The sequence below is a fragment of the Marinisporobacter balticus genome (assembly GCF_004345705.1).
Taxonomy (GTDB): domain Bacteria; phylum Bacillota; class Clostridia; order Peptostreptococcales; family Thermotaleaceae; genus Marinisporobacter; species Marinisporobacter balticus.
On the sequence record NZ_SLWV01000008.1, the window covers coordinates 62,643 to 88,772 of the forward strand.

General features: G+C 31.6%; 28 protein-coding genes and 1 riboswitch. Of the genes, 2 read left to right on the forward strand and 26 right to left on the reverse strand.

Features of this window, described 5'->3' with window-relative positions:
- Positions 1–12: 12 nt before the first annotated feature.
- From EV214_RS07715 to EV214_RS07835, 25 genes are all read right to left on the reverse strand, one after another.
- Positions 13–834 (reverse strand): radical SAM protein, encoded by an 822-nt coding sequence (locus EV214_RS07715; protein WP_132244414.1) that lies wholly within the window; start codon positions 832–834, stop codon positions 13–15.
- A 31-nt stretch (positions 835–865) separates the two neighbouring features.
- The gene (locus EV214_RS07720; protein WP_132244416.1) at positions 866–1,693 is read right to left on the reverse strand and encodes a radical SAM protein; all 828 of its coding nucleotides are present in this window, start codon (positions 1,691–1,693) and stop codon (positions 866–868) included.
- 13 nt (positions 1,694–1,706) lie between these two features.
- Positions 1,707–2,510 (reverse strand): radical SAM protein, encoded by an 804-nt coding sequence (locus EV214_RS07725; protein ID WP_132244418.1) that lies wholly within the window; start codon positions 2,508–2,510, stop codon positions 1,707–1,709.
- Positions 2,507–3,616, reverse strand: coding sequence for a Coenzyme F420 hydrogenase/dehydrogenase, beta subunit C-terminal domain (locus tag EV214_RS07730; protein WP_165916296.1), 1,110 nt, complete (start codon positions 3,614–3,616; stop codon positions 2,507–2,509). The genes EV214_RS07725 and EV214_RS07730 overlap by 4 nt, the downstream gene beginning before the upstream one ends.
- 2 nt (positions 3,617–3,618) lie before the next feature.
- The gene (locus EV214_RS07735) at positions 3,619–4,239 is read right to left on the reverse strand and encodes an acyltransferase (RefSeq protein WP_132244422.1); all 621 of its coding nucleotides are present in this window, start codon (positions 4,237–4,239) and stop codon (positions 3,619–3,621) included.
- Entirely contained in the window at positions 4,236–5,288 is a 1,053-nt protein-coding gene (locus EV214_RS07740) for a glycosyltransferase family 2 protein (RefSeq protein ID WP_243116594.1), read from the reverse strand. The genes EV214_RS07735 and EV214_RS07740 overlap by 4 nt, the downstream gene beginning before the upstream one ends.
- Before the next feature lie 33 nt (positions 5,289–5,321).
- Complete coding sequence (gene rfbF / locus EV214_RS07745; protein WP_132244424.1) at positions 5,322–6,098, reverse strand: glucose-1-phosphate cytidylyltransferase; 777 nt, start codon at positions 6,096–6,098, stop codon at positions 5,322–5,324.
- Between the two features lie 189 nt (positions 6,099–6,287).
- Positions 6,288–8,624, reverse strand: coding sequence for a glycosyltransferase (locus tag EV214_RS07750; protein WP_132244426.1), 2,337 nt, complete (start codon positions 8,622–8,624; stop codon positions 6,288–6,290).
- A gap of 88 nt (positions 8,625–8,712) precedes the next feature.
- Positions 8,713–9,480 carry a flagellin N-terminal helical domain-containing protein gene (locus EV214_RS07755; protein ID WP_132244428.1) on the reverse strand — a complete coding sequence of 256 codons (768 nt, stop codon included), beginning with the start codon at positions 9,478–9,480 and terminating at the stop codon, positions 8,713–8,715.
- A gap of 191 nt (positions 9,481–9,671) precedes the next feature.
- The gene (locus EV214_RS07760; RefSeq protein ID WP_132244430.1) at positions 9,672–9,845 is read right to left on the reverse strand and encodes a carbon storage regulator; all 174 of its coding nucleotides are present in this window, start codon (positions 9,843–9,845) and stop codon (positions 9,672–9,674) included.
- Between the two features lie 427 nt (positions 9,846–10,272).
- A complete protein-coding gene (gene fliB, locus EV214_RS07765; RefSeq protein ID WP_132244432.1) occupies positions 10,273–11,511 on the reverse strand; it encodes a flagellin lysine-N-methylase in 1,239 nt (412 codons plus the stop codon).
- An 85-nt stretch (positions 11,512–11,596) separates the two neighbouring features.
- Positions 11,597–12,364 (reverse strand): flagellin N-terminal helical domain-containing protein, encoded by a 768-nt coding sequence (locus tag EV214_RS07770; RefSeq protein WP_132244434.1) that lies wholly within the window; start codon positions 12,362–12,364, stop codon positions 11,597–11,599.
- Between the two features lie 135 nt (positions 12,365–12,499).
- The gene (csrA, locus tag EV214_RS07775; RefSeq protein ID WP_132244436.1) at positions 12,500–12,727 is read right to left on the reverse strand and encodes a carbon storage regulator CsrA; all 228 of its coding nucleotides are present in this window, start codon (positions 12,725–12,727) and stop codon (positions 12,500–12,502) included.
- Between the two features lie 12 nt (positions 12,728–12,739).
- Positions 12,740–13,177, reverse strand: a complete 438-nt coding sequence (fliW, locus tag EV214_RS07780; RefSeq protein ID WP_207669653.1) for a flagellar assembly protein FliW — start codon at positions 13,175–13,177, stop codon at positions 12,740–12,742.
- 59 nt (positions 13,178–13,236) lie between these two features.
- The gene (locus EV214_RS07785; protein WP_132244440.1) at positions 13,237–13,803 is read right to left on the reverse strand and encodes a DUF6470 family protein; all 567 of its coding nucleotides are present in this window, start codon (positions 13,801–13,803) and stop codon (positions 13,237–13,239) included.
- Positions 13,804–13,823: 20 nt separating this feature from the next.
- On the reverse strand, positions 13,824–14,798 hold the full coding sequence (gene flgL, locus EV214_RS07790; RefSeq protein WP_132244442.1) for a flagellar hook-associated protein FlgL: 975 nt from the start codon (positions 14,796–14,798) through the stop codon (positions 13,824–13,826).
- 13 nt (positions 14,799–14,811) lie between these two features.
- Positions 14,812–16,617 (reverse strand): flagellar hook-associated protein FlgK, encoded by a 1,806-nt coding sequence (flgK, locus tag EV214_RS18935; protein WP_207669654.1) that lies wholly within the window; start codon positions 16,615–16,617, stop codon positions 14,812–14,814.
- Between the two features lie 12 nt (positions 16,618–16,629).
- Complete coding sequence (locus EV214_RS07800) at positions 16,630–17,127, reverse strand: flagellar protein FlgN (protein WP_132244444.1); 498 nt, start codon at positions 17,125–17,127, stop codon at positions 16,630–16,632.
- A 65-nt stretch (positions 17,128–17,192) separates the two neighbouring features.
- Positions 17,193–17,468 carry a flagellar biosynthesis anti-sigma factor FlgM gene (locus EV214_RS07805; RefSeq protein WP_207669655.1) on the reverse strand — a complete coding sequence of 92 codons (276 nt, stop codon included), beginning with the start codon at positions 17,466–17,468 and terminating at the stop codon, positions 17,193–17,195.
- A gap of 89 nt (positions 17,469–17,557) precedes the next feature.
- Positions 17,558–17,968 carry a TIGR03826 family flagellar region protein gene (locus EV214_RS07810; protein ID WP_132244446.1) on the reverse strand — a complete coding sequence of 137 codons (411 nt, stop codon included), beginning with the start codon at positions 17,966–17,968 and terminating at the stop codon, positions 17,558–17,560.
- A 23-nt stretch (positions 17,969–17,991) separates the two neighbouring features.
- A complete protein-coding gene (locus tag EV214_RS07815; RefSeq protein ID WP_132244448.1) occupies positions 17,992–18,735 on the reverse strand; it encodes a ComF family protein in 744 nt (247 codons plus the stop codon).
- A gap of 109 nt (positions 18,736–18,844) precedes the next feature.
- Entirely contained in the window at positions 18,845–19,141 is a 297-nt protein-coding gene (locus EV214_RS07820; RefSeq protein ID WP_132244450.1) for a hypothetical protein, read from the reverse strand.
- A 61-nt stretch (positions 19,142–19,202) separates the two neighbouring features.
- On the reverse strand, positions 19,203–21,425 hold the full coding sequence (gene recD2 / locus EV214_RS07825) for an SF1B family DNA helicase RecD2 (RefSeq protein WP_132244452.1): 2,223 nt from the start codon (positions 21,423–21,425) through the stop codon (positions 19,203–19,205).
- 75 nt (positions 21,426–21,500) lie between these two features.
- A complete protein-coding gene (metK, locus tag EV214_RS07830) occupies positions 21,501–22,691 on the reverse strand; it encodes a methionine adenosyltransferase (RefSeq protein WP_132244454.1) in 1,191 nt (396 codons plus the stop codon).
- 99 nt (positions 22,692–22,790) lie between these two features.
- Positions 22,791–22,891: riboswitch (SAM riboswitch) on the reverse strand.
- Between the two features lie 67 nt (positions 22,892–22,958).
- A complete protein-coding gene (locus EV214_RS07835) occupies positions 22,959–23,429 on the reverse strand; it encodes a COG2426 family protein (RefSeq protein ID WP_132244456.1) in 471 nt (156 codons plus the stop codon).
- Between the two features lie 349 nt (positions 23,430–23,778).
- Between EV214_RS07835 and EV214_RS07840 the strand changes: the two genes are divergently transcribed.
- Together EV214_RS07840 and yyaC are read left to right on the forward strand one after the other, a co-directional pair.
- A complete protein-coding gene (locus EV214_RS07840) occupies positions 23,779–24,492 on the forward strand; it encodes a tRNA 2-thiocytidine biosynthesis TtcA family protein (RefSeq protein ID WP_132244458.1) in 714 nt (237 codons plus the stop codon).
- Between the two features lie 66 nt (positions 24,493–24,558).
- Entirely contained in the window at positions 24,559–25,101 is a 543-nt protein-coding gene (gene yyaC, locus EV214_RS07845; RefSeq protein ID WP_132244460.1) for a spore protease YyaC, read from the forward strand.
- Between the two features lie 158 nt (positions 25,102–25,259).
- Here the strand turns inward: yyaC and galU are convergent, their stop codons facing one another.
- Positions 25,260–26,129, reverse strand: a complete 870-nt coding sequence (galU, locus tag EV214_RS07850; RefSeq protein WP_132244462.1) for a UTP--glucose-1-phosphate uridylyltransferase GalU — start codon at positions 26,127–26,129, stop codon at positions 25,260–25,262.
- Position 26,130: the final 1 nt, after the last annotated feature.

The window sequence follows — 26,130 nt, forward strand, 5'->3', positions numbered from 1 at the left end:
TTCTCCCCAATTCTATTCAAGTTGCTCCGCTGCACGAAATCTCAGGGAATCCTCACACATACCATTACAAAAAGCACATGCTTGCAATGACTTTAAATTTTGCATTTTACAAATTCTTTGTTGCTTTTCATGAATCGATATATCTTCAAATAAATCCACATATTCTTCTGGTATTTTTTTAATCTTGCCTAATTCAATACATCGATATGAGGGCCCACAAGGATGAATTTCGCCCTGTTTAATTGTAAAACAAAATTTCATTTTTTGAGGAATAGCACATTTTTCGAATAATTTTTCTTTCTCTTCATTTGTATATAATTTCTGACTGAAATCACCAAAATCAATCCATCCACCACAATGACCATCTTCAGTCACATGATTTCTAACCTGATATTGTATTTTAAGTTCATCAAATATATTACTTATTTCATCTACTTTAATTGATAAATCTTTGCCATAATCATCTATTAAAAACTTAATTTTACTTCTTTTTTCCATAATCGCATCAATCAACTTTTCATTTGGTACAACCGTACCGTTTGTAATAATCTCGATAAAACCGATTTTCTCAGAATAACGTATAGTATGGCTTATTATTGAATCTAACTCTTTATGAACCATCGGTTCTCCACCTGATATCGTAAACTTTTCAACATAATCAACAATTTCAAAGTATTTATCAATTGATTTTTTAAGTTCTTCAAAATTAAAATGAGGGGGTATTTCGTAATAAGGCGAATATGCAGTACATAGTTTACACCTTAAATTACATCGATATGTGATGATGATTCCACACCTATGCATCTTAAATAATCCACTTTTTTCTATGTTCAAAAAAACACCTCCATACTTGAGTATTATTCCATTACTCACTTAATTGTTCAGCTGGTACAAACCTTTCTGAATCATCACATAATCCATTGCAGTAGGCACATGCAGACAAATAACTTTTGTTAAGAATTGAAATAAACTTCTGTCTTTGTTCCTCAACAGATACTTGTTCATCAAACAAGTCAATATATTCACTTTTATCTTTCTTAATAATTCCTAATTCCATACATCTTCTAGATGGTGTACATGGATGAATTTCTCCATTCATAATTGAAAAACAAAACTGGAGCTTTCTTGGATATGCACATTTATTAAATTTTTCAATAGTTTCTTCTTCTGAATAATGTTTGCGACTAAAATCACCAAAATCCACCCAGCCTCCACAGTGTGGATTCTCTTTACCATAATTTCGGATTCTATAAGAAATCTCTTTTTTATCAAAGCAAGCCTTAATATCTGCTACTTTTTTTGACAAATCACCATATTCATCAATCATGATATTGACCTTTTCCTTAAATTTAGCCATCGTTCTTATTAACTTATCATTTGGTATAATTGTGCCATTAGTAATTATTTCAAAGATATCTATCCTATCAAAATAGTTTGAAATATGTTCAATAATTAAATCAAGTTCTTGATGCAAAAAAGGTTCCCCACCTGATATTGTGAACTTTCCAACATGATTGACTATCTCAAAATATTTATCCACTGTTCTCTTTATTTTATCAACAGTAAAGTGCAGTGCTGGATTATAATAAGGAGAAAACGTACAGCACAATTTACATTTTAATGAACAACGCAACGTACTAGTCAATCCTGTTCCTTTTAGATTAAGCTGATGATTCGTATTAACATGTTCCATTAATTCTCACTCCTTATAGTTGTTCTGCCGATGGGAATCGTTCTGAATCCTCACACAAACCATTACAATAGGCACATGATGTAGTACTCACTGATTCATACATCCTATTAATTCTTAGCCTTTTCTCTTCAATTGATACTTTCTTATCATTTAAGTCAACATATTCATTTGGATTCTTAGGGATAATGCCTAACTCCATTCTTCTCATAGATCTTCCACAACTATGCAGTTCCCCATTTATAACTATTGAAACCTTCCTATTCCTGATAGCACATTTTCTAGCTTTTTCATCAATTTCTTCTTGTGTAAAGTGTTTCTTCTTATGATCTCCATAATCTACCCAACCATCACAGAAAGTATTATTACCACTATATTCTATAACTCTATATGATATATTATTTTTTTCTAATTCATTAACTATATGATCTACTTTAGATGACAATTTACCATAGTCACTAATAGTTACATGACACTTTTTATTGCTTTTTATTACATTAATAACATCATCAGAAAACTCTATAGTTCCATTTGTTAAAATTAAAATTCTTCCAATTTGATCACTATATTCAATAACACTTTTTAGAATTTTATCTAAATCTTTATGTAATAAAGGCTCTCCACCTGTAATTGAAAAATCTTCAACATAGTTTATGATAGAAAAATAATTCTGAACCGTTTCTTTAATCTCTTCATATGAAAAATGTGGTGGAATAGCATAATATGGTGCGTAACCACCACATAATTTGCACTTCAGCGTACATCTAAGCGTAATAACTATACCACTTCTTAATAAGTTTAATTCATCCTTTTTATTCATTGTTTTGCCTCCATATCAGTTATCTTATTAATCAAATCTAAAAAATCAGTTTCTTTTACTTTTTCAAAAAAGTAATTGCGATATTGACCAGCTTTTGTTGATTCTATCGCGCAAAGATTGTTAGTTATTGCCTCTTCTAAAGAACTTTCTTCTAAATAAATATTACTTTTAATTTCATCAATTATTTTTAGGGCCTTCTCACTATGAGCAATAATCAACGATGTCCCTTTTTCTATATCTAAAGACTCGTCCCGCAATTTAACTCCCCAATAGTCTGCAAGTGTTATATCCGAATTTCTTTCAACCGACTTAAACTTACATTGATGACAAGATGGCCGCATATAAAGATTATGTTTTAAATATCCCACCATAAAAGGATCTTTATATCTGTCAGCGAAATAGTATTCCCCATTTAAAAAATCAATCTTCGTTCCAAATTTATTCCATCCATTTTTCTTGTTCTTAAACCAAACTCTTTTTATTTCAGAGTCATACTCATTCATTAAGCTTTCTAAGTAACATTTGAATGCTTTTCCTGAATTAACACCTCTACAGATAAAATCTACTAAAATTAAATTATCATATTTCTTTGTTAAATAGTTAGATAATCCTACTACTTGACATGGTGTTCCAACAAAAAGAACCCACCTATCCTCTTCTAACTTTTTCTTAATTAATCGATATATATAGCCAATTTCACTTTGAACATATTTTGACTGCATTAGTTGATGAAGTTCACTTTCAATATTAATCAAATCATGTTTAACAACAAACCCTTTAGTATATTTTGCTCCTGAAACACAACCACCCTTTTGTAAAACTTTAAGCGCTAATTCAGAAAAAATACCCCCCGAGGTACTTAATAGTCGTATTTCATTATTGTTTGACCATGCGGCAAATGTTCTTAATCGTGAAGTTTTTTGTTCTTTTTGTTCATTGATTACTGGGCAAACTTTTAGGCATTGTTCACATTTTATACATATCGTACTATCAAAAAAAGGATATAAAAACCCTTCTTGATCATAATCCATTTTTATTGCGTCTACTGGACAAATATTACTACAAGCTGCACACCCATTACATATTTCTGACTGAATATTAATCATATTTAACCCCATCTTTGAATATATTTTATTATTTTAGCTGGTACACCTGCTACTATAGTATTTGGTGGAACATTTTTTGTAACCACAGATCCAGCTGCAACAATTGAACCTTTGCCAATATCAACTCCTTTCAATATTACCGAGTTTGTTCCTATCCAAACATTTTCACCAATAAATATTGGCTTCGAAGGATTCAATGTATTGCCTTTGTCATCTTGTATTTTATGATGATCTCCATCATATATATATACTCCTCTTGCAATCGTTGCTCCATCACAAATACAAATGTTTTTACTACAAGCAATAACAGAATTTGAATTAATATATCCTTTTCCAATAGTCAATTCAGCATCTTTAAATATTTGTATGGTGGAACCATAGAAAACTTTAAATTCACCATTAACATGCAACTTAGAATTTTCATGCATCTTTAAATAGCCTTCTGCCTTCGAACCTTTAAAATGGTACATATTCATGTGCAAATCAGCATTTAGATCAATCTTAGCTGTGCTATGTAAATCTAGCTTCGCACCTCTATATATTTTTAACTGCCCATTTTTACAATTTAAATTTCTTGAAAACGAATTAATTAAGCATGTCTTAATCAAACTATAGTCTTTCATTTTCTACCTCTAGGAAAAGTATTTGTTTCATCCATACAATTATTAACAACATAAGCAAGTTGATTTTTGGAGTAATTTTCATATTTAAAATCTCTAGTCTTTTCCAAATATTCATCACCTCTAATATACATATTCATCAATTCTTTTTCAAAATCTTCAATAAACTCACTCTTGTAGAGTTTATCAAAGTTTTGAGCAAGAGTTTTTTTAACATACTTTAATTGTTCTGAACACTGAACAAGCCTATTTCTAGTAATTTTATTACACATTGAAATCATATAGGACCATTCTGTATATTGTACAAAATCAGCAATTTCAGGAAGTTTATTAGAAAGATATATAGTTCTTTCTCGAAAGACCTTAAAATATTCCTCCAGTTGATTAGGCGTAATATATAGATCATTAGTGGTGAATTTAGAGTTATTGTTTGCGTGTCTTAGAATAAGATACTTTGGTTTTCCATATGCCACAACCAAATTAGAAGAAGCAACTAATTTGTATCCAATTGCAATATCGTCATATTTACTCAACTCATTAAATCTAATTTTATCAAATAAATCTTTTCTGAACAACTTTGTAGGCATGCCTACACTATATTTCTTTCGTTTCAACATCTCAACAACAGCCTGAGCAGCATTCATGACTAAATACTCATCAAAAACATAATTGAATAATATTTCGCCATTTACCTCCTTCATTGAGCCACATATTGAAATTTCAGCATTATTATCTAGAGCAAGTTTATATAAAAATTCTAGCATATCTGGTTTCGCAACATCATCATCATCAATAAAAGTTATATACTCTCCTTTTGCATTATCCAAACCTGTATTTCTACCTGTACCAATATTGCTTTTTTTTATATTAACTACCTTGATTCTACTGTCCCGTTTCGCAAATTCTTTAGCTATTATACCACTCTTATCTGTTGAACCATTATCAACAATAATAAACTCAAAATTTTTAAATGTTTGTCCAATAATTGATTCTATCGCTTTATCTACATAATTTTCTCGATTATATGTAATCATAATTACACTTATTTTCAAAACTAGTCCTCCTTTCAACAGCTATCTATCTTGCTACCAAACCTTCCATTTTGCATTATTTTCTGCCCATAATCTTTCAAGCAATGCTTTATCTCTTTGAGTATCCATACATTGCCAAAACCCATAGTGCTTATATGCATTTAGCATTTCTTTTTTTGCCAAATTTTCTAAGGGTTCCTTCTCCAATATAATAGTATCCCCTTCAATGTAATCGAAGATTCCTGGTTCTAAGACCATATACCCACCATTAATCCAACCACCATCTTCTTTCGCTTTTTCTACAAAAGATTTAATTGTTGTATTATCATCTTCTATATCTAATACACCAAATCTTCCCCCTGGCTGTATTGCTGTTAGTGTTGCTGTTTTTCCAATTTGTTTATGAAACTTTAACAAATCAGTAATATTTATATCAGATACACCATCCCCATATGTAAGCATGAAAGTTTCATTTCCTATATATTTCTTTACTCTCTTTATTCTTCCACCCGTCATGGTGTGAAGTCCTGTATCTACCAAAGTAACCTTCCAAGGTTCTGATAGATTATTGTGAATCGTCATTTTATTTTCATTTGAAAAATCAAAAGTCACATCTGACATATGCAAATAATAATCTGCAAAAAATTCTTTAATCATATAGCCTTTATAGCCAAGACAAATAATAAAATCATTATATCCATAATAACTATAACTCTTCATGATATGCCATAAAATTGGTTTGTCTCCAATTTCTATCATAGGCTTTGGTTTCAAATGACTTTCCTCGCTTATTCTTGTTCCAAATCCGCCTGCTAAAATGACTACCTTCATGTGCTCATCTCATCCTTTATATTTTTTATAATTTACACCAAGTATAAATTATCGTCAAAAAGTTTAATTCCTATCATCTATATTAAAAAAATAAAACACCACTATCATTAATTTTCTGATTTAAAACACTTTTTTCATACTCTTTTATGTATTTTTCTCCGTTATCGACCATAATAGTTATCGTTATTACTAGTACTCTTTTATATGCTTTCCTTGTTCATTTTTATATGCTCTAACAGCTTCTATCTTTTCTAATTCTTCTATTTTTTTTATAACTTCATCTATCATTTCTTCATTTGCAACTTTGATAATCTTTTTATACTGTTTATATGCTTTTATAAATTTTTCTTGTGCTTCATATACATAAGCAAGGTTATATAACACATCACAATGAAAAGGTTTTAACTCTAACCCTTCCATTAAAATCTGCTCAGCTTCATCTAAATCATTGACCATCATAGCGATTACTGCTTTTATATTAATAATTTCAATATCCGCACTTACTAATTTTTCATATTCAATGATGATACCTTTGGCTTCTATCAGATTTCCTTCTTCAACAAGTTTTTTAATACTCCTTTTGATTTTTGTTTTATATGCTCCAAACTCTTTATTTGCTCTAATTTCTTCATTTTTCAGTTCATTTATTTCCTCTATTATTATTTCTACTCCTTCACACATATCTGGATATACTTTCAAACTTTTTCTTATGTATTGTATATATTTAACTTGATCACAATTTTTATATCTTTCTGCTATAGTCATGTACATAAAAAAAGCATCTTCATCATTTCGTGCATTATAAATTAATTCATGCTCAAGAATATACTTGCTGTATATTTGTTGTATATAATTAGTTCCTTGTTCTATATATTGTTTGAAAACATATTTATAATCTTCTTTCTTTAATTTTCCTAAAACCAATATATTTTTTTGTAAAACCTTATTTATTCTTAATATATTTAGGTCATTTGATATTTCTTGATTATTTAAATGTATTAAAATATAATGACTCAATTCATCATACTGCTCTGATAAATAGGTTATAAAGTTTTGTATTTTATATTCTGGTACCTTTGATAATATATTGGTTAATAAATATTTTTCCTTTAATAGATAATATATAACATCACCATAGTAGAATGGCAAAGTGTTAAAGTCAAGGTTTTTTATTTTTGTTAACAGTGTTTCTCCTAAATCTTTTTTGTGATTTATCATTTTCATTCTTATTTGATTTAAAATCGAATAATTTTCTTCTCCATCACTAAAAATCTTTATGATTTCTTTATTTTCTTTTTCACTAAGATTTAATCTTATATGTTCTAGACTCATTAAAAATTCATTGATTACATCTTTATTTTGGTTCAAAATTTCTCTATCATATTTGTTTTTTAAATCCCTATATTTGTCTAATTTTATATATGCTTTTATAATCTGTGAGAATACTTTTTTTGAATACCTACTATCTTTAATTTTAGAAGCATATAATAAAACCTTATCATATGCTTCTAACCGATCGTACAATCTAGTTAGTTCAGCATATGCATGATCACTAAACCCTATTGAATAAGCTCCTGAAGGAATATTTTTCATACCTTCAGATTTATAATGATCTAGCATTTTAAAATATATATGATAATTTTTCACTGCTTCTTCATTCTTAAAATTTTTCATCTGTGCTTTTGCTAAAAAGAAATACAGATCTATATGTCCACCACTTTCTTTTATTGCTTCTTCACATATTTTTTCTAATTCTTCATACTGACCATTCCAAAAATATGCTGATACTAACTGTATATAAATATACATACTTTTATTCAACTTTCTTTTTTCTTTCGCTACTTCATAAGCTTTCAAAGCATATTCTAATGCTTTTTCATATTCTTCATAAGCTACATATGATTGTGACAATTGAAACCAATAATAGTCATGCTCAGGATTTTCTTTTAATTGCTCTTTAAGAAGAGATACATTCCTTTCAAACTTTCTTTTTATTTGTTCTTTATCGGTTTTTATATACCCATAATGTGTAAACTCCGTTTTCAATCTATATACTGGCTTTTTAAATACTGGTTGTTCATGGATAACCCCTTCATACTTTAATTCGTCATCTTTTTTAAATAATCGAATCAGTGAAACTGTTATATATTTCAAATTTTTATTTTCATCTGAAATGCTTTTTATAATCACAGATGCTGAATTGTATTTTTTGTATTGATCTGTTTTAAAAAAGGAAATCATTTCGCTCGGGTCATTTACTATTTCATCTGCATCAAGAATCCATACCCATTCCCCTGTAGTATAACTGATACTTATATTTCTCATCTCTGCAAAATTATTATTCCATGGTTGAAAATAGACTTTATCTGTATACCTTCTGGCTATTTCTACCGTATCATCTTTTGATCCTGTATCTACTATAATCAACTCAGAATCTATCTCATCCATGATAGGCTGTAAGCTTTTGAGACATTGGTCTAGATATTTTGATTCATTCTTTACCATCATTGCTATACTTAATTTCATGTCATCACCCCTTAGCCACTATAATAAAAATATCCTTTCTTATAAAAAAAGAGAGTGGAACCATCCACCCTCCTCTTCTTATTTTTTATTATCTTAATAACTGAATTACTCCTTGAGGAGCTTGGTTTGCTTGTGCAAGCATTGCTTGAGAAGCTTGAAGTAATATATTGTTCTTTGTTAATGTACTCATTTCCTTTGCCATGTCTGTATCTCTGATACGTGATTCTGCAGCTTGTAGATTTTCTGCAGTTGTGTTTAAACTCTCTACTCTATGCTCTAACCTATTTTGATGTGCACCAAATGTTGATCTTGCTGTATTAATAGTATTAATTGAAGTTTCTACATTTGCAGTAGTTGATGTAGATGTTAAAGTTTGACCAGCTACATTGATTCCAACAGCAAGCGCATCTGTATCATCATCACTTACTACTACGCTGATCGTTCCAGCAAACACCTTTGTACCGTTGAATTCTGTTTTACTGATAATATCATCAATTTCAGTTCCAAGTTGTGTCATCTCAAGCTCTAAGTTTGTTTTATCATCAGCATTATATGTTCCATTCGCCTTTTGTACTGTAAGTTCTTTTAATCTTGTCAACATAGAACTAACTTCATTCAATGCACCCTCAGCAGTTTGAATATAAGATACACCATCTTGTGCATTTTTTGAAGCTTGCTCTAAACCTCTGATTTGTCCTCTCATTTTCTCTGAGATAGAAAGTCCTGCAGCATCATCTGCGCCTCTATTGATTCTTAAACCTGATGATAATTTTTCCATACCCTTTGAAGCACTGTTTGTAGCTACACCCATTTGTCTGTGCGTGTTGATTGCCATTAAGTTGTTGTTAATTCTCATTGTTTATTCCTCCTTGAGTTTTGTTTTTGTGAGCTTCCATTCTCACATTTTATATAATAAACATCACAACTTATAAGTTGTTAAGATGCTTATTGGTAAAATAAAAGGACGAGCTAATTTATATGACCCTATCTGAGCATCCTGCCCCCATAGTCATAAAAATCAACTCGTCCCTGAGCTAAAATTTTCAATTATCTTGCTTGTTGCATATTTTTTTCTTCATAGAGCTCTCCACGAACAATTCTTATGTCTCTTGGAGCATCTATCGCAAGTCTTAAATCTCCATCCTTGCTTTTTACTACCTCTACTTTTATGTTGTTGTTGATCATAACATATTCTCCCGGCTTTCTGCCGATTACTAACATAATATTTCCTCCTCGAAACATAACTCCTTAATATATTTAGCACTAAAAGACTATATACATAATAACATATCTTTGTGTCGAACCATGTAGAATTTTGGTTTTATTTCATTATTTTTCTTTATTTTATATATATTTACAAATATAAAATATTTATTTCTAAATATTCTATACCAAAAGACGAGTTAGCAATTCTTGTTTTATGCATTTGCAAAAACAAGAATTGCCAACTCGTCCCTGAGTTGAATAATCATCCATGATTGTTTGTTGTTCATATATTATATCGGCTGTTTTATAATTATACTTTAGTAGTAATTTAAACTTTTTTTCATTTTTATGTTAAAAAATATTCATATGATATTTTATGTTTGCTCTCATTAAATATATCGACCCTTTTGTTACTATACTTTAGTCTTACTTAAAATTTCCCTTAGTTTTTTATTAAAAGAAGCAGATACGTTAATGTTAAATATTTATTTTCTTTTAAAAACTCCATGATTTCTCCTAAAAACGCTTGATCATGCTCTACTACTTTAGAAAATGATTGTATGAGTTTCACCACATACTCTGTACAAAATGCATTCTTATGAAAAGCTGCCATTCCGACAAGATACATTTTTATCAGTGCATAATGTATGATCATCAAGGTATACTCTTCAAATAAACTTTTGTTTTTAGAAAATGGAAACAATAAACGAAATACATAATTTACCAAATAATTTTCTAAAATATATTCCTGCTTGTTCATATATGGATGATAATATAATTCATAAGCTTCCTTATAATGCTTGATTATTTCATTTTCATCATTTTGTTTAAGCTCTTGTACAAATTCATTATGACATTCAATAAATCTTTTATTACTAAAACCTTTTTTCGTTCGTTTATTCATAATCTCCTTTAACAATTCAATCTGAATATTCTCATTCACAGGAATTTCTTCTAATAATGTATCAAATATGCCTTTTTCAATTCCTTCTATATACTCTTCAATCAACATAGGAATTTCTTCAATCTTATTTTTTTGAATAATCTCTTCTATTCCATGATAAAAATTTCCTAAAATAATCAATCTTTCCCATAATTCATATTCTCTTGCTTGCAGCACTTGGATGGTAAATATTCTAAGCTCCCAAAAGTATTTTTGTTCCTTATTTTTACAGCTATGATTATTGGTATTGACTATTTTTCCATGAACTTTTTCAAGATCTATTTCTTCCTCTACTTGCTCAAACTCCATTTTTGCTGGATTTAACAATGCAAGACGGACAACTTCAGGGCAGGATGTTTCACCAGATTTTTCTATGACGCCATTCACCATACTATATTTTCTTGGGTAACCGGTGCAGGTATTACAAAGATATTCTTCCCCTAGTTTAGCATGTATGTTGCACCATCCATCTTGCGTTAAAAATGTGCATCTACCCTCTTCTGTTAATTTGAATTGGGCATAACTATAATCTGTAGGTTCTTTACGGTTTCTAACTATATTTTTATCAAATTCTTTTTTCAATTCTGACTGACTGCATTTTTTATATTTCTTATATGCTTTTTTATCTATTGTAATTCCCCATCCTGCACAACATGTATCTTCGCAATCAGATCCTATACATTTAAATTTCTCCATATACTGTGGCATTAATTGGGTTATTTTTTTCACATTTGTCATTATGCTTTCACTTCCTTTAGAAAACTTTATGCGTCTTATTATAGGAAAAGAGTCAGAGAATAATTCCCTGACTCCTTATATATCATTATCTCAATAACTGAAGTACTCCTTGAGGAGCTTGGTTTGCTTGTGCAAGCATTGCTTGAGAAGCTTGAAGTAATATATTGTTCTTTGTTAATGTACTCATTTCCTTTGCCATGTCTGTATCTCTGATACGTGATTCTGCAGCTTGTAGATTTTCTGCAGTTGTGTTTAAACTCTCTACTCTATGCTCTAACCTATTTTGATGTGCACCAAATGTTGATCTCGCTGTATTAATAGCATTAATTGAAGTTTCTACATCTGCAGTTGCTGATGCAGATGTTAAAGTTTGAGCAGCAACCACAGCTCCAACAGCAAGCACATCTAGATCGTCATCGCTTACTACTACATTGATTGTTGCAGCAAACGCGTTTGTACCGTTGAATTCTGTGTTAGCGATAATATCATCAATTTCAGTTCCAAGTTGTGTCATCTCAAGTTCTAAATTTGTTATATCATCAGCATTATATGTTCCATTAGCCTTCTGTACTGTAAGTTCTTTTAATCTTGTCAGCATAGAACTAACTTCGTTCAATGCACCCTCAGCAGTTTGAATATAAGATACACCATCTTGTGCATTTTTTGAAGCTTGTTCTAAACCTCTGATTTGTCCTCTCATTTTCTCTGAGATAGAAAGTCCTGCAGCATCATCTGCGCCTCTATTGATTCTTAAACCTGATGATAATTTTTCCATGCCCTTTGAAGCACTGTTTGTAGCGATACCCATTTGTCTGTGTGTGTTGATTGCCATTAAGTTGTTGTTAATTCTCATGCTAATTCCTCCCTGAATTATATTTTTTGGCATCCCTGCCATTTTTTTATTAAAACAATACTTTTTCGGCCGATAAAAAGTATTATTTTCTTATATTATAGTTATCGGACAAAACAATTTCTACTTTATAGTTTTTTATTTATTTTTTAATTTTTTTTTTAAGTCTCCAAGGTTTATTTGAATATTTGTCGCATCCATATTTTCTTTTTGAATTTCAACATATACTTCTTTTCTCAATATTTCAATATCCTTAGGCGCTTTGATGCCTAGTTTCACTTTTCCATCAGCGATTTGTAACACTTGAATTTCTACTTTCCCATCAATGATAATGCTTTCTTCTTTTTTTCTTGTCAGTATTAGCAAATCAACGCCCTCCTAACCTTTTTTTTCTTGAAAGATATAATATTTCAGTGGATAGCGTTCATCCTCTAATACGAATTGTTTTCCTATTTTTTTATGAATATTGATAATAACAGGTGCTTTAAGATTTGCCGTGATCTTTTCAACATTTTCGGGTATCACTATAATAGATAAAATCATCACGTCTTCATATTTTTCTATTTGAAGCTGTTTTACAATCCTGTCAGGTATTTCAAAATCATAATCCTCTTTGATTTCAAAAGGATTCACCACTACAAATGTTAAATCTGAATTATCTACGCACTGTAGCCAGTGAAAGTCATTTTCTGTATCTGGGTTTTTGATCACCACATATTGCTTAAAATCCTCAAATGCTGGTATTCCTTCTGGAAAATTTATAATGGTTTCATCTTTTATTTCTATTTCTCCAAAATGTCTTGTTTGAATGATCAATTTAAACCACCTCTCCATACATTAAGGCCATTATAAAAATCATATAATGACCTTAATGATTAAATTTTATGATTTAGCTTTTTGCCAACATATTCAATGTTTATGCTGTTTTTTTGTCTTAAGTATACTTCTACATTTCCTCTAGTATAGTTAAGCGTAGGTTTATTTACTTTCACCTGTAGATTGACTTTTCCTTCAACTACATTGATTTCCACATTTCCACCCGTAAAGTCAATATTAGGCCTACTTTTAGGAACACTCCCAAAGTTAAATTCTTTATCAAATAAATGATACGCATTTTCCTCTGCCTGTTCTGCGACAGCATCAGTTTTGTTTTGAATCGCTGCAAATTGATTGCCTTGCCTTACAATCCGTTCAATTCCCTGCATTGCCTTTTGTTTAGCAAAGACTGCTGTATCCTTTAATAAATCTATATTATTCTTTAGCCCTTCTTCTGCACGACAAGGATATTGATCGATTTGTACTTTCCCTTGTTCTGTATGGATTTCTAATTTGGGCTGTTCTATGTTCATCTGCATATCTGCTTGTTGCTGATGCAGTTCAATCTTTGCTGAATTTGTTTGGATTCCTATTAATGCTGGCGTTGTGGTAATGCGTAAATCCATTTTTTCACCTCCAGTAAAAACTACCTTATAAAGTCAACAAGACTCGGCTGAATCACTTTTGCTCCTGTTGAAAGCGCAGCTCTATATACATTTTCATCATTTTTAAACTTCATAATCACTTCTGCCATATCCGCATCTTCATTTTTAGACAATAGTGCAGTAAAGTTTATAATATCTTGCTCAATTCTATCGATGCTCATTTCCATCCTTCTCGTTTTTGCTCCGATTTCACCTCTGACACTTAAGACATTATCCAAATGCTTTTCTATTCTTCCTATCGACTTTCCTATATCCGTTTGATTGTCATCTCCTAATGCCTTACTTAAGGCTTCAAAGACTCCAATAAGCTGTGCTGTTTCTCCTGCATTTGCGCCATCATTAGGTGTAGTCCCACCCGTATTTACTGTATCTAAATCTGCTGGATTTGGTACATTTGGTGCTATCCCAAATAATTTATGTCCCAATGTATTTACATCAATAGTATCTCCAATACTTACTTGATAGTCCATCTTTTCTTTGTTTTTTATCTCATTGATATACTTTCCATTTTCATCCAATAATTTTTGTTCTGTTCTATAACCTGAAAAAACATGTTTTCCTGAATAGCTAGTATTCGATAAATTGACAAGTTCCTCTGTCAATTGATCAATCTCAACCTTTATCTTTTCCTTATCCACCTTTGATTCTAACCCATCTGCACTAACAGCCAATTCTTTTGCTCTGAGTAGTATATTGCTTACCTCTGCCACTGCAGTCTCTGTAATTTGAAACCACGATGTAGCATCTTCTGCATTTTTCTTGTGTCTCTCTAGCTGTGCTACAGCTGTATTAAGCGCTAAACTCTTAGATACCCCTATTGGATCATCTGAAGGCATAGAAAACTTCTTTCCTGTAACCATTTGTGTGTTTCCTTTATTCATTCGTCTTAAACTATTATTTAAATTCATAAGCATAGTACTGCTCATCATAGAATTTGTAATTCTCATTTCAATCATTCACCTCTCTCTTTTATCTTCCTACTACACCCATTCCATTGATAATCTTATCTAGCATTTCATCAGCAACAGTAATCATTCTTGCACAAGCATTATATGTTTGCTGGTACTTGATCATATTCGTCATCTCTTCATCTAGCGATACACCCGATATTGATTGACGTGTATTATCAATTTGCGTAACCAATGCCAGTTGATTGTCTGTCATTCTTTGTGCTTCTTGCCCATCTACACCAAGATTTGAAATCAGAGATTTAAAATAGTCATCTGGTGTTCCCCAAGAAAATATATCCTCATCATTTCTCAGCGCGTTTAAAGCCAATGCATTGCTTCCATCTCCTGCTAATGCACTATCTAAAATGCCATCAGGAGGATTACTGCTGTCATATCCTTTTTTACCTGCTGCAATATTGTTTAAATCCTTATGAATTTCATCAGAAATATCGATATCTCCAGCTTTCACCATTTTCACCTTAAGCCATATACTTCCAGATGCTCCTTCTGCCTTAAAAAGCGTATATCCTTTGTTCTTCTCTTCAAATTTCTGAATAATATCTGTATCTGTGGTTCCACCTAAAGCAGTTATATCCGCATTTGATACAGGTTCCATGCCGCCATCACTTAAATCTTTAGTTATATAGAAGTTTCCATCTTTATCTTGAATTTTAGTTCCAGCTGTATCTGTAAGATATTTATATCCTGTTGGAACAGGTGTTGGTGTTGGTGGTATTGTTGGTGGATCAGTCTCAGGTACCTTCATTAAATAAGCACTATTAAAAAACGGAATACCTGTTCCTGCTCCAGCTAATCCATATCCCGAGCCATGCTGCATATTAAACTCAGCTGCAAATACTGTAGTAAATTTATTGAGTTTATCCATATAGTATGGGATTCCTTTTTCTTTTCCATCTATATTGTCCCTCATATCTAAAAGACCTTTTAATTTACCTGATTTGCAGTGAAACATGTCGCCATTTTCCCATTCAATCTCCAGAAGTTTTGGGTTATCTACATAATTTTTCTCCTCGCCTACTTCTCTAGACGTAGTTTTTAAAGCATTATAATTTTCATGAGAAACCAATATATTCCCACCAAGCATAATTTTCATTTTAGAAGATATATTCCCTTCATCCCCAACAGGTGTTTCCGTTACTTCAATATTTACCAAATTAGACAGTTCATCAATCAATAAATTTCTCTGATCTCTTAAATCATTCGCATTGCTACCATCTAACTCATATGTAAATATTTGCTTGTTTAATTTTGAAATTTGCTTTGTATATCCATTAATTTGATCTACGGTTGTCTCAACAGCAAAATCTGTATTTTTCTGCATATCTTTAAATTGATTGTACATCTTGTTTAAAGTCTTTGTTAAAGCAATTCCTCTTTCCCTTACTTGTGTTCTTACTGTAAGATTATCTGATTTTTCTCCTTCACTTAATTCCTGTATGGAAGAAAAAAATTCATCCATGACCTTTCTTATTCCACTATTAGAAGGTTCATTAAAAGTTGCCTCTAGCTGCTGTAGTGATTCTAACCTTGTTTCCCATTCTCCGCTGGTTGTAAATTCTTTTCTAATCTTAAAATCCAAAAATTCATCCCGAATCTGTCGTATACTTGTAGTATCAACACCTGATCCTAGCATACCTTGTCCGCCAGATAGTGTCATTGGGTTTGATTCTGTAACATTTAATCTTTGTCTACTATATCCTGGTGTACCCGCATTTGCGATATTATGTCCAGTTACATTTAACGCTCTTTGACTGGCAAACACTCCCGATTTTGCAATATTTAATCCAAAAAAAGCTCCACTCATCTTTATCCCACCTTATATTTTTGCATCAAATAAATTTGGCCTTTGTTTTAAATCTTTGTCATCTGCCTTACTCCCATAAGTGTTTCCTTTTAACTCAACACTTGTCAATAAATTCACATTAAAATCAATATAATCTAAGGATTGTTGGATCAGTTTGCTATTAAATTCATTTATATGCTTTATTTCTTGTAAAAGTATTCCTAGGTTTTCTTTTAAATTTATTAGTTCTGTTTTTGATGATTCATCAAAATAGTTCGTCAATTCTGTTATATTTTCTACCCAATCTATTTTTTCCTCAAATAAGATATTCCCAATAATGGTTATCCTAATTTTCTCGATTTTTCCCATATTGGCAATCATATTCTGTTCTTTTTTTGTAAGCTTATCTAACGCCTTCATATTTCCCTGTACAACCATGTCTCTCTTCTTTTTCGCCAATACTAAATAATCTTGATAAATCTCATATTCTTTGTTTAGTGCAAGGATTAACTGTTCAATCGATTTAGACATTTCATCTCCTCCTTAAAAAAGAGAATGTATAAGAAAATTTGAAGGTATATTGACCTTCAAAAGTTCTAAATTTTTCTATCAAATATGCTGTTGACAACTTCTTCTGCTGAAGGATTATAATTTTCTGACGCGATTTGTTCTTTGATCAAATCTACCTTTTCTTTCCTAATATTAGGAAGATTTTTATACGCATTCCGTGCAACTTGAAACGCTCTCGCATTTTCAGAAATCTCTATTTTATCCTTTTCTTGTTTCAATTTCTCAGCTTTATTCACACCTTTTGTATTTTTCTTGTATTCACCCATTATTTTTTGTATATTTTGATTGTTACTAATTTTCATAAAAACACCTCACTTTTACCGATTCTTTCTGTACTTAGTATCGGCAAAAGTGAGGTTTATGTTTACATTTTTTATATAATTTTATGATTTTAACTTCTTTTTTTTCTTTCTGCTGTATACATTTTTTCTGATTTTCTAGCTTTTATCTCTTTTGTATTTGTAAATCCACTCTTGAGCTCTTTCTCTAATTCACGCGCACAAGCATCACAAAATCTACCCGTTTTAATTCCTTTCCCGCATCGCTCACATTCTAATATTAAAGCTGAATTTTCTCCTGTGATTTCTAATCTTCCTTCTCTTAAAAATTGAAGAATCTTATCCTCATCTACGCCTGTTTCTTCAGACACCTCTGTGATCGTAGCGCCTTTATTCTCATATATATATTCTCTTACGCTTTTAAAATCATCTTCCCTTTTTCTTTGACACTTCGTACATATTTTGCTAAATCCATTATATTGAAAAAGTCGACCGCATTCTTTACAATTTCGTATTTCTGCCATTTTATTTCCCCCTAGTACTTGACTTATATATTTTTCCCTGTAGCAAATGACATGATAAAAATTCCTCTTGGCTTTGCTTTTAATATTTCTTCGCTACAAGCATTCATTGTACTTCCTGTGGTATATACATCATCAATGATGAGTATTTTTTTATCTTTAAATGCATCTTTTGAGACGACATAAAAAGCATCTTTTAGATTGTTTTTTCGTTCATCCTTTGATAATTGATTTTGTGACTGCGTCTCTTTTGCTTTGATTAAACTCTTTCTATCTACTTTTAAATTCATCGCTTTTCCTATGTACTTTGCTAAAAGATACGCTTGATTAAACCCACGTTTTCTTTCTTTTTTTTTATGTAATGGTGTAGGTATAATCAGATCAATGTCTTCTACTCCTTGTTTTTGTAGCTTTTCTATCATCATTTCTGCCATGTGATAAGATAAATATCTATCGTTTTTATATTTCAGTTTATGCACTAACTTTTTCGTATAATCATCATATTCTACACATGAAAATCCTTTTGTATAGGCGTGGTTGGTTTTTATACAATCAGGACACTTACTTTGGAAATATAACTCCGCTAAGGGTTTACCACATTTTTCACAAGAATGATCATCAATAAACTTTATTTTTTCTCTACATGCATTACACAGGGAATACTTTTCAGTTTTTTCAATACTTTTTCCACATAAGATACAATAAATATTTCGAGGATATATAAAATTAAGTACTGTATCTATATATAAACTAAACCTTTTGTCATTCATTTCATTTTCTCCTTGCTGTAGGCAAGGTTTTTATTTTTATATGTATAAAGAAACCTTGCAAAATAAATATCTATTATCTATTCTACAAAGTTTTATCATTTATTATTCTTTATTTGGCACCTTTTATTACCTGCAATCTTATTTCTTGATGCTCCACTTTATCTGTTAATTTCTTCATTTCCTCTTTTAGTATATATATACCTTCCCTGTTTTGCTTGTATCCATCGTATAACGCCTTATGATTATCATCCATTTTATTTTCAAGTCTAACAAGGTTTTGACTAACTTCGTGTATGTCTCCTTTAAGCTCTTCTCGAAGTTCTTTCACTTCTCCTCTTATGCTTTTAAACCCTTCCTGCATTTCACCATATATCTTCGATAATAATTCGAAAGTTTTATCCTCCATTGTATCAACTCCTTATTAGAATTTTACCATCATTTAAGCATCTTGTCTAAACTTTTTATGGTCAAAACTCTATCAAATTCTCGGTTAAAAATCTTTTTAATCGTATTCCAAGACCTGAGTTTCTCTGAATGATCCTATGATTGTCTACCATATTCTTCAGACTTGCTTCGATGCCTACCATCACCACCAATTGTTTTGCCCTTGTAACGGCTGTATACAATAAGTTTCTCGTAAGTAACATTGGCGGTCCCCAGAAAGTTGGCATAATAACAATAGGAAATTCTGATCCTTGGCTTTTATGAATGGTAATGCAATAAGCCAGTTCTAATTCATCAAGCTGTGAAAAGTCATAATTGACCCATTTTTCTTCATCAAATAAAATACTCATTTCTTTTTCTTCTACATCAATGCTTTGTATATAGCCAAAATCTCCATTAAAAACGCCTTCTCCGCTCGTACCTTTTTCTGTTTTCCACTTTAAATTATAGTTATTTTTCATCTGCATCACTTTATCCCCTACACGAAAAATCTTATCCTTCATCTTTTTTTCTTCTTTAAGGGGACTTTTAGGATTTAATATTTCTTGCAAAGCATTGTTTAGTTGAAACATCCCTACTTGTCCTTTTTTCATAGGCGTTAATACTTGTATATTTTTCACAGGATCACAATGGTTAAATTTGGGCAATCTTTCTTTGCATAACTCTTTTATAGTTTGTACAACATGCTCTTGACTTCTTTTCTTGATAAAATAAAAATCTTTTTCTTTTTTATTAATATAAGGATATTCCCCTTTGTTTATTTTATGGGCATTTACTATAATCATGCTCTCTCTGGCCTGTCTGAAAATCTCATCTAGTTTAACAACTTTTATAACACTACTGTCTATAATATCTCTAAGTACATTGCCAGGCCCTACCGATGGGAGCTGATCCACATCTCCCACTAAAATCAATCTCGTTTCTGGTAATAATGCTTTTAATAATGCATGCATTAGTCTTATATCTACCATAGACATTTCATCAATAATCACAACATCTGATGCTAACGGTTCCTCTTCATTTTTTCCAAAGCTCATGCCTCCGCCTTCATCCATATAGGCATATTCTAATAATCGATGAATCGTTTTTGCTTCTCTGCCTGTTGCTTCACTCATTCTTTTTGCAGCCCTTCCTGTAGGTGCTGCGAGTGCCATGGTAAGGTTGTGGTTTTCAAACATTTTTATAATACTATTGATGGTTGTGGTCTTCCCAGTTCCTGGTCCTCCAGTGACTACAAGCACACCGTTTTTCGTAGCCTCTTTTATTGCATTTCTTTGGTTGTTTGCCAAAACAATATCTTCATTTTTTTCAATTTCTGCTATTTCTTCATCCAGATCTTCCGAAAGAGATTTTAGATCTACCTGCGCCATTTCAATCAATTTTTTACATACATAGGTTTCTGCATAAAAAAGAGGCATAGCAAATACAACGATTTTGCCTTCTAGATTTTCTAAATGAATCTCATGCGCTATCGCTAATTGCATGATGGCATCTTCTACAAGTTCTTTTTTTACCTCTAATGTTTTTGCTGTGTCTTCCATCAATTCTTCTCTTGGTGTAAAGGTATTTCCCTCTAGGTTATATTGAGCAAGTATAAACTTTACCCCACACATGATCCGATAAGGTGATGTTGGATTTAGTCCCATTCTTTTTGCAATGGCATCTGCGATCTTAAAACCAATGCCAAAGATATCATCTGCTAAACGATAAGGGTTTTCTTGTATATACGCAATCGTATTTTCTTTATACTGTTTATAGATTTTTATAGCATACTTAGGGGTAACTCCATATTCTTGAAGAAAGAGGATTACTTCACTAACCTCTCGTTGCTCTCTGAAAGCCTCTGCAATTTTTTTCGCCTTTGCATCCCCTATGCCGCTTACTTTAGTTAACAAATGGGGGGTGTATTGCATCATATCAAGGGTCTCTTTCCCAAATTGATCTACAATTCGTTTTGCAGTTTTAGGTCCAATTCCTTTAATGATGCCTGAAGCTAGATACTTTTCGATTCCTTCTATTGTATTTGGCATGATTCTTTTATAAGATACGATTTCTAATTGTTCTCCATATGTAGGATGCACAATCCATTTCCCACAAAAATTAAATGTTTCTCCTGTATTGATCATGGGCATATATCCTACGATTGTAGCCTGTGCTTCTTCCGTCTCAACAATAGCAACTGTATAGCCATTTGATTCATTTTTAAATATAATTTCTGATAAAATACCTTGTATTTCTACGGACATAATTTCCTCCCAAAGGATTTGATAAATACATTATAGCATAAAAAAAGTTGAGGACTCTAGTCCTCAACTTTTTTACTATGCTCCTAATCCTTCTTTTCTTAACATTTCTGCTTTATCTGTCTTTTCCCATGGAAGATCAATATCGGTTCTACCAAAATGACCATAAGCTGCTACTTGTTTATAGATCGGTCTTCTTAAATCTAAATCTCTAATAATTGCGGCTGGTCTTAAATCAAAATGTTTGTTTACAAGTTCTTCTATTTTTTCTTCTGCTATTTTCCCTGTTCCAAATGTTTCAACAAATACAGATACAGGTTTCGCTACCCCAATTGCATAAGCAAGCTCTATTTCACACTTATCTGCAAGGCCTGCTGCTACAATATTTTTGGCAACATATCTTGCTGCGTAAGCTGCAGAACGGTCAACTTTTGTTGGGTCTTTTCCTGAGAATGCACCGCCGCCATGTCTTGAGTAGCCACCATAAGTATCTACAATAATCTTTCTTCCTGTTAAACCAGCATCTCCTTGTGGTCCACCAATAACAAATCTACCAGTAGGATTGATATAGTATTTCGTTTTTTCATCTAATAGCTCAGCTGGTACGATTGTTTTCACTACATATTCGATTAAATCTTTTTCTATTTGATCACGCGTTACTTCTTCACTATGTTGTGTAGAAATAACGATTGTATCTACTCTAACAGGCAAATCATTTTCATATTCGATAGTAACTTGTGTTTTTCCATCTGGACGTAAGTATTTTAATGTGCCATTTTTTCTAACTTCTGTTAATCTTCTAGCTAGCTTATGCGCAAGTGCAATAGGCATTGGCATCAGTTCTGGTGTTTCATTACATGCAAACCCGAACATAAGCCCTTGATCTCCTGCACCAATCGCTTCTATCGCATCATTCATTTCACCTTTTTTACTTTCTAATGCTTCATCTACACCCATAGCAATATCAGCTGATTGCTCATCTATAGAAGTTAAAACTGCGCAAGTTTCCGCATCAAATCCATATTTTGCTCTTGTATAACCAATTTCTTTAATTGTATTTCTTACTACTTTTGGAATATCTACATAACAGTTTGTAGTAATCTCTCCTGCAACCAATACAAGCCCTGTTGTTACAGATGTTTCAGCAGCAACACGTGCATTTGGATCTTTTTCAAAAATTGCATCTAATATAGAATCAGAAATTTGATCACATATTTTGTCTGGATGTCCTTCTGTTACTGACTCTGACGTAAATAGTCTTTTTGCCATTTGTAATCCCTCCTCAACTTTATAACTCTTTAGTGTATTTTACCCTAAAAATCGTTTAAAAAAACCTCTTCTTTACAAGAAGAGGTTTACTTTTCATCGCCCTCATCTTTCAGAAATAAATTCTGCAGGATTTAGCACCGTGTACATTACCGGTTGCCGGGTTTCATAGGGCCTAGTCCCTCCACCACTCTTGATAAGGCATCAAGATTTTTATTCAATTTTATCATAAAAAATATATCATATATCTATAAGTGTGTCAACAATTTTCTATAAATTTACTGCTACATGGCTTAAAGTCATGACAATAAAGGCTGCAATGCAGTTTCCAACCAATATAGAAACAAATGCATATCTCAAAGGTATATTTAATAAGGCTGCTGCAATAGACCCTGTCCATACACCTGTAGTTGGTAAAGGAATAGCTACAAAGAGTAATAATCCTAGACTTTTATATTTTTGAATTTGTTTGGTTTTTCTTAAAGTTCTTTGAGTAATGCGATTAATAACTTTTGTCCAGTATGGACTTTTTCGGAGTTTTATAAAAACAGGCTTTAATAATATTAATAAAAATGGCACTGGGATCATACTCCCTATTAATCCTAAAATCGCTGCATGAATCGGACTAAGCCCTAAAGATACCCCAAAAGGAATTGCTCCCTTTAACTCCATCACAGGCATAGCCCCCATTAATAGAACCATTATTTCATTAGATGCAAATTCGAGTATTTGATTTATCATAATTTCCCTTATCCTTTAATTAAAATTTATTTTTTAAATATTTTATCTAGAATTACTTCTCACCATAGTAGACAAAAAACTTACATACAAATTTGAAATAGTGAAAATCAATAATACAATAAAACGATTTTGACTTTTACATTTACTATAATCATTATATAGTAATTATCATCTTTTATGAAGTAATATTTCTTTCATTGTAATAAGATTTTAATATCTATTTTTTTATGTTATTAGATATAATAAAATTTATATTTACTATGATTAAATTTCTTTGTAGTCTACACATAATCTATTTCAACAAAATAATTTACAATTCTTTATCTCTAAATTAGAAAGGAATCTCTTTATGCGAAAAATACTAGGATGTATCAAAAAAGCTGTAACTGATTTTAATATGATTCAAGAAGGAGATGTAGTAGGTGTTGGTGTTTCCGGTGGTAAGGATAGTACCGCACTTCTTTATGCTTTAAAATTATTTCAAAATTTTTCACCTGTAAAGTATGAATTGAAAGCTTTGACCCTTACTTTAGGATTTGATAATTTCGACCTTACTCCTTTAAAAGATCTATGCGCCAAATTAGAAATCCCCTATATCATCCAACCCACTCAAATTGGGAAAGTTATCTTTGAAGAACGTAAAGATAAACATCCTTGCGCCATGTGTGCTAGAATGAGAAGAGGAAAAATTTATTCTCTTTGTAATGAAACAGGTGTCACCAAACTAGCACTTGGTCATCACGGGGATGATGCTATTGAAACATTATTTTTAAGTATGTTTTACGAAAGTAGAATCAGTACTTTTGACCCCGTTACTTTTTTGGATAGAAAAAATCTAACCATGATCAGGCCACTCATTTACGCATCAGAACAAGATATCATTTCTGCTGTAAAAAAACACGCTTTACCTGTTGTAAAGAGTCCGTGCCCTGCCAACGGAAATACTCAAAGGCAGTATATGAAAGGTTTATTAAATAACATCTATAAAGATATCCCGAATGGACGTGAAAGAATAATCAGCGCACTGAAAAATGGAGAGCAATTAAATATTTGGACAAAATAATAAGTATTTTTTAATCATATTTTTCACTTCCTTCATATATATATCATATAAGGGGGTGTTTTCTCTTTGAAAGACGATTTTCATAAATACCCATATAAATCACGTATACACTATTTACAAGAGAATGCTGTGCCTATCTTATCCCAAGTAATAAAAGAAAGGATCTTTGATAAGGCTGTAGTCATATGTATTGGTACAGATCGATGCATTGGTGATTCCTTAGGTCCGTTAGTTGGTACAATGCTTAGAAATAAAAATTTTAGATTTCCTGTTTATGGTACTTTAGATGAACCGATTCATGCAGTCAACTTAATAGAAGCAACAAGAAAAATCAAGCAAAATCATCCTGATGGCTTCTTTATTGCAGTAGATGCCTGTTTAGGTGCTGAAGATTTAATTGGTTATATACATATAAAAAAAGGTCCTATTTCCCCTGGTAAAGGTGTCGGGAAAAAACTTCCTGGAGTAGGAAAAATATCTGTTGTTGGTATTGTTGATAAAATCAATAATGATGATTGTTTTTCCATACATAACATTCGCTTAAATCTTGTGATGAAAATGGCAGAAACAATCGTAGATGCTTTCATGCTTGCTACATATTTGTCTTAAAAAATTCGTATGCAGTTATCGTAGCTGCTCATTTCGCCAACGAAATTCTTAGAGACTATTTCATATTCTAGTAATCAAACTGATAAGAAAATGTGTCCTTTCTTTGTAAGTAAAAAAGGTTGTAGGTAAAATTTTAATTCTTTTGCCTACAACCTTTTTTATTTTCCCTTTGTAATCCCCTTCAAATACTGCATAAATTCATCTTTTAAATCCTCTCTTTTTAACGCAAATTCTACTGTGGCTTGTAAAAATCCTAATTTATCTCCTACATCATATCTTTTCCCTTCAAATTTATAGGCATACATCGCTTCTTTTTTCGCTAATTCTTTCAATGCATCTGTAAGCTGTATTTCTCCACCTTTTCCAGGCTTTGTGTGTTCTAGGATTTCAAATATTTTAGGTGTAATAATATATCTTCCTAAAATCGCCATATTCGAAGGTGACTCTTCTATTTTGGGCTTCTCAATTAGGTCTTTTACTTTATATACGTTCGCTTCAATATCTTTTCCTTTTACAATCCCATATTTATCTACCTCTTCTATTGGTACATCCTGTACCCCTAGAATAGTTGTCTTGTATTCATTATAAGCATCAATCAGCTGCTTTAGGCAAGGTTTTTGGGCATCAACAATATCATCCCCTAGTAGTACTGCAAAGGGTTCATTCCCAATAAAACTTTTGGCACAATAAATGGCATGACCCAGTCCCTTTGGTTCTTTTTGCCTTATATAATGAATATTTACCATATCCGATACCTTTCTAACAACCTCTAATAAATCTATTTTCCCCTTTTTCTCAAGCTCTAATTCTAATTCTACTGACTTATCAAAATGATCTTCAATGGATTTTTTATTTCTACCTGTAATAATTAAAATTTCTTCAATACCTGATGCCACAGCTTCTTCAATAATATATTGCAAAGTAGGCTTATCTACAATTGGAAGCATCTCTTTTGGTTGTGCCTTTGTAGCTGGCAAAAACCGTGTACCAAGACCTGCTGCTGGAATAATTGCTTTACGTACGATCATT

What these genes read in the sequence shown, in the direction of transcription:
- EV214_RS07720 (WP_132244416.1), bottom strand. Translation starts at nt 1,693, where the DNA reads ATGGAACATGTTAATACGAATCATCAGCTTAATCTAAAAGGAACAGGA.
- EV214_RS07725 (WP_132244418.1), bottom strand. Translation starts at nt 2,510, where the DNA reads ATGAATAAAAAGGATGAATTAAACTTATTAAGAAGTGGTATAGTTATT.
- EV214_RS07730 (WP_165916296.1), bottom strand. Translation starts at nt 3,616, where the DNA reads ATGATTAATATTCAGTCAGAAATATGTAATGGGTGTGCAGCTTGTAGT.
- EV214_RS07735 (WP_132244422.1), bottom strand. Translation starts at nt 4,239, where the DNA reads ATGAAAGACTATAGTTTGATTAAGACATGCTTAATTAATTCGTTTTCA.
- rfbF (WP_132244424.1), bottom strand. Translation starts at nt 6,098, where the DNA reads ATGAAGGTAGTCATTTTAGCAGGCGGATTTGGAACAAGAATAAGCGAG.
- EV214_RS07750 (WP_132244426.1), bottom strand. Translation starts at nt 8,624, where the DNA reads ATGAAATTAAGTATAGCAATGATGGTAAAGAATGAATCAAAATATCTA.
- EV214_RS07755 (WP_132244428.1), bottom strand. Translation starts at nt 9,480, where the DNA reads ATGAGAATTAACAACAACTTAATGGCAATCAACACGCACAGACAAATG.
- EV214_RS07760 (WP_132244430.1), bottom strand. Translation starts at nt 9,845, where the DNA reads ATGTTAGTAATCGGCAGAAAGCCGGGAGAATATGTTATGATCAACAAC.
- fliB (WP_132244432.1), bottom strand. Translation starts at nt 11,511, where the DNA reads ATGACAAATGTGAAAAAAATAACCCAATTAATGCCACAGTATATGGAG.
- EV214_RS07770 (WP_132244434.1), bottom strand. Translation starts at nt 12,364, where the DNA reads ATGAGAATTAACAACAACTTAATGGCAATCAACACACACAGACAAATG.
- EV214_RS07785 (WP_132244440.1), bottom strand. Translation starts at nt 13,803, where the DNA reads ATGGATTTACGCATTACCACAACGCCAGCATTAATAGGAATCCAAACA.
- flgL (WP_132244442.1), bottom strand. Translation starts at nt 14,798, where the DNA reads ATGATTGAAATGAGAATTACAAATTCTATGATGAGCAGTACTATGCTT.
- flgK (WP_207669654.1), bottom strand. Translation starts at nt 16,617, where the DNA reads ATGAGTGGAGCTTTTTTTGGATTAAATATTGCAAAATCGGGAGTGTTT.
- EV214_RS07800 (WP_132244444.1), bottom strand. Translation starts at nt 17,127, where the DNA reads ATGTCTAAATCGATTGAACAGTTAATCCTTGCACTAAACAAAGAATAT.
- EV214_RS07805 (WP_207669655.1), bottom strand. Translation starts at nt 17,468, where the DNA reads ATGAAAATTAGTAACAATCAAAATATACAAAAAATAATGGGTGAATAC.
- EV214_RS07810 (WP_132244446.1), bottom strand. Translation starts at nt 17,968, where the DNA reads ATGGCAGAAATACGAAATTGTAAAGAATGCGGTCGACTTTTTCAATAT.
- EV214_RS07815 (WP_132244448.1), bottom strand. Translation starts at nt 18,735, where the DNA reads ATGAATGACAAAAGGTTTAGTTTATATATAGATACAGTACTTAATTTT.
- EV214_RS07820 (WP_132244450.1), bottom strand. Translation starts at nt 19,141, where the DNA reads ATGGAGGATAAAACTTTCGAATTATTATCGAAGATATATGGTGAAATG.
- recD2 (WP_132244452.1), bottom strand. Translation starts at nt 21,425, where the DNA reads ATGTCCGTAGAAATACAAGGTATTTTATCAGAAATTATATTTAAAAAT.
- metK (WP_132244454.1), bottom strand. Translation starts at nt 22,691, where the DNA reads ATGGCAAAAAGACTATTTACGTCAGAGTCAGTAACAGAAGGACATCCA.
- EV214_RS07835 (WP_132244456.1), bottom strand. Translation starts at nt 23,429, where the DNA reads ATGATAAATCAAATACTCGAATTTGCATCTAATGAAATAATGGTTCTA.
- EV214_RS07840 (WP_132244458.1), top strand. Translation starts at nt 23,779, where the DNA reads ATGCGAAAAATACTAGGATGTATCAAAAAAGCTGTAACTGATTTTAAT.
- galU (WP_132244462.1), bottom strand. Translation starts at nt 26,129, where the DNA reads ATGATCGTACGTAAAGCAATTATTCCAGCAGCAGGTCTTGGTACACGG.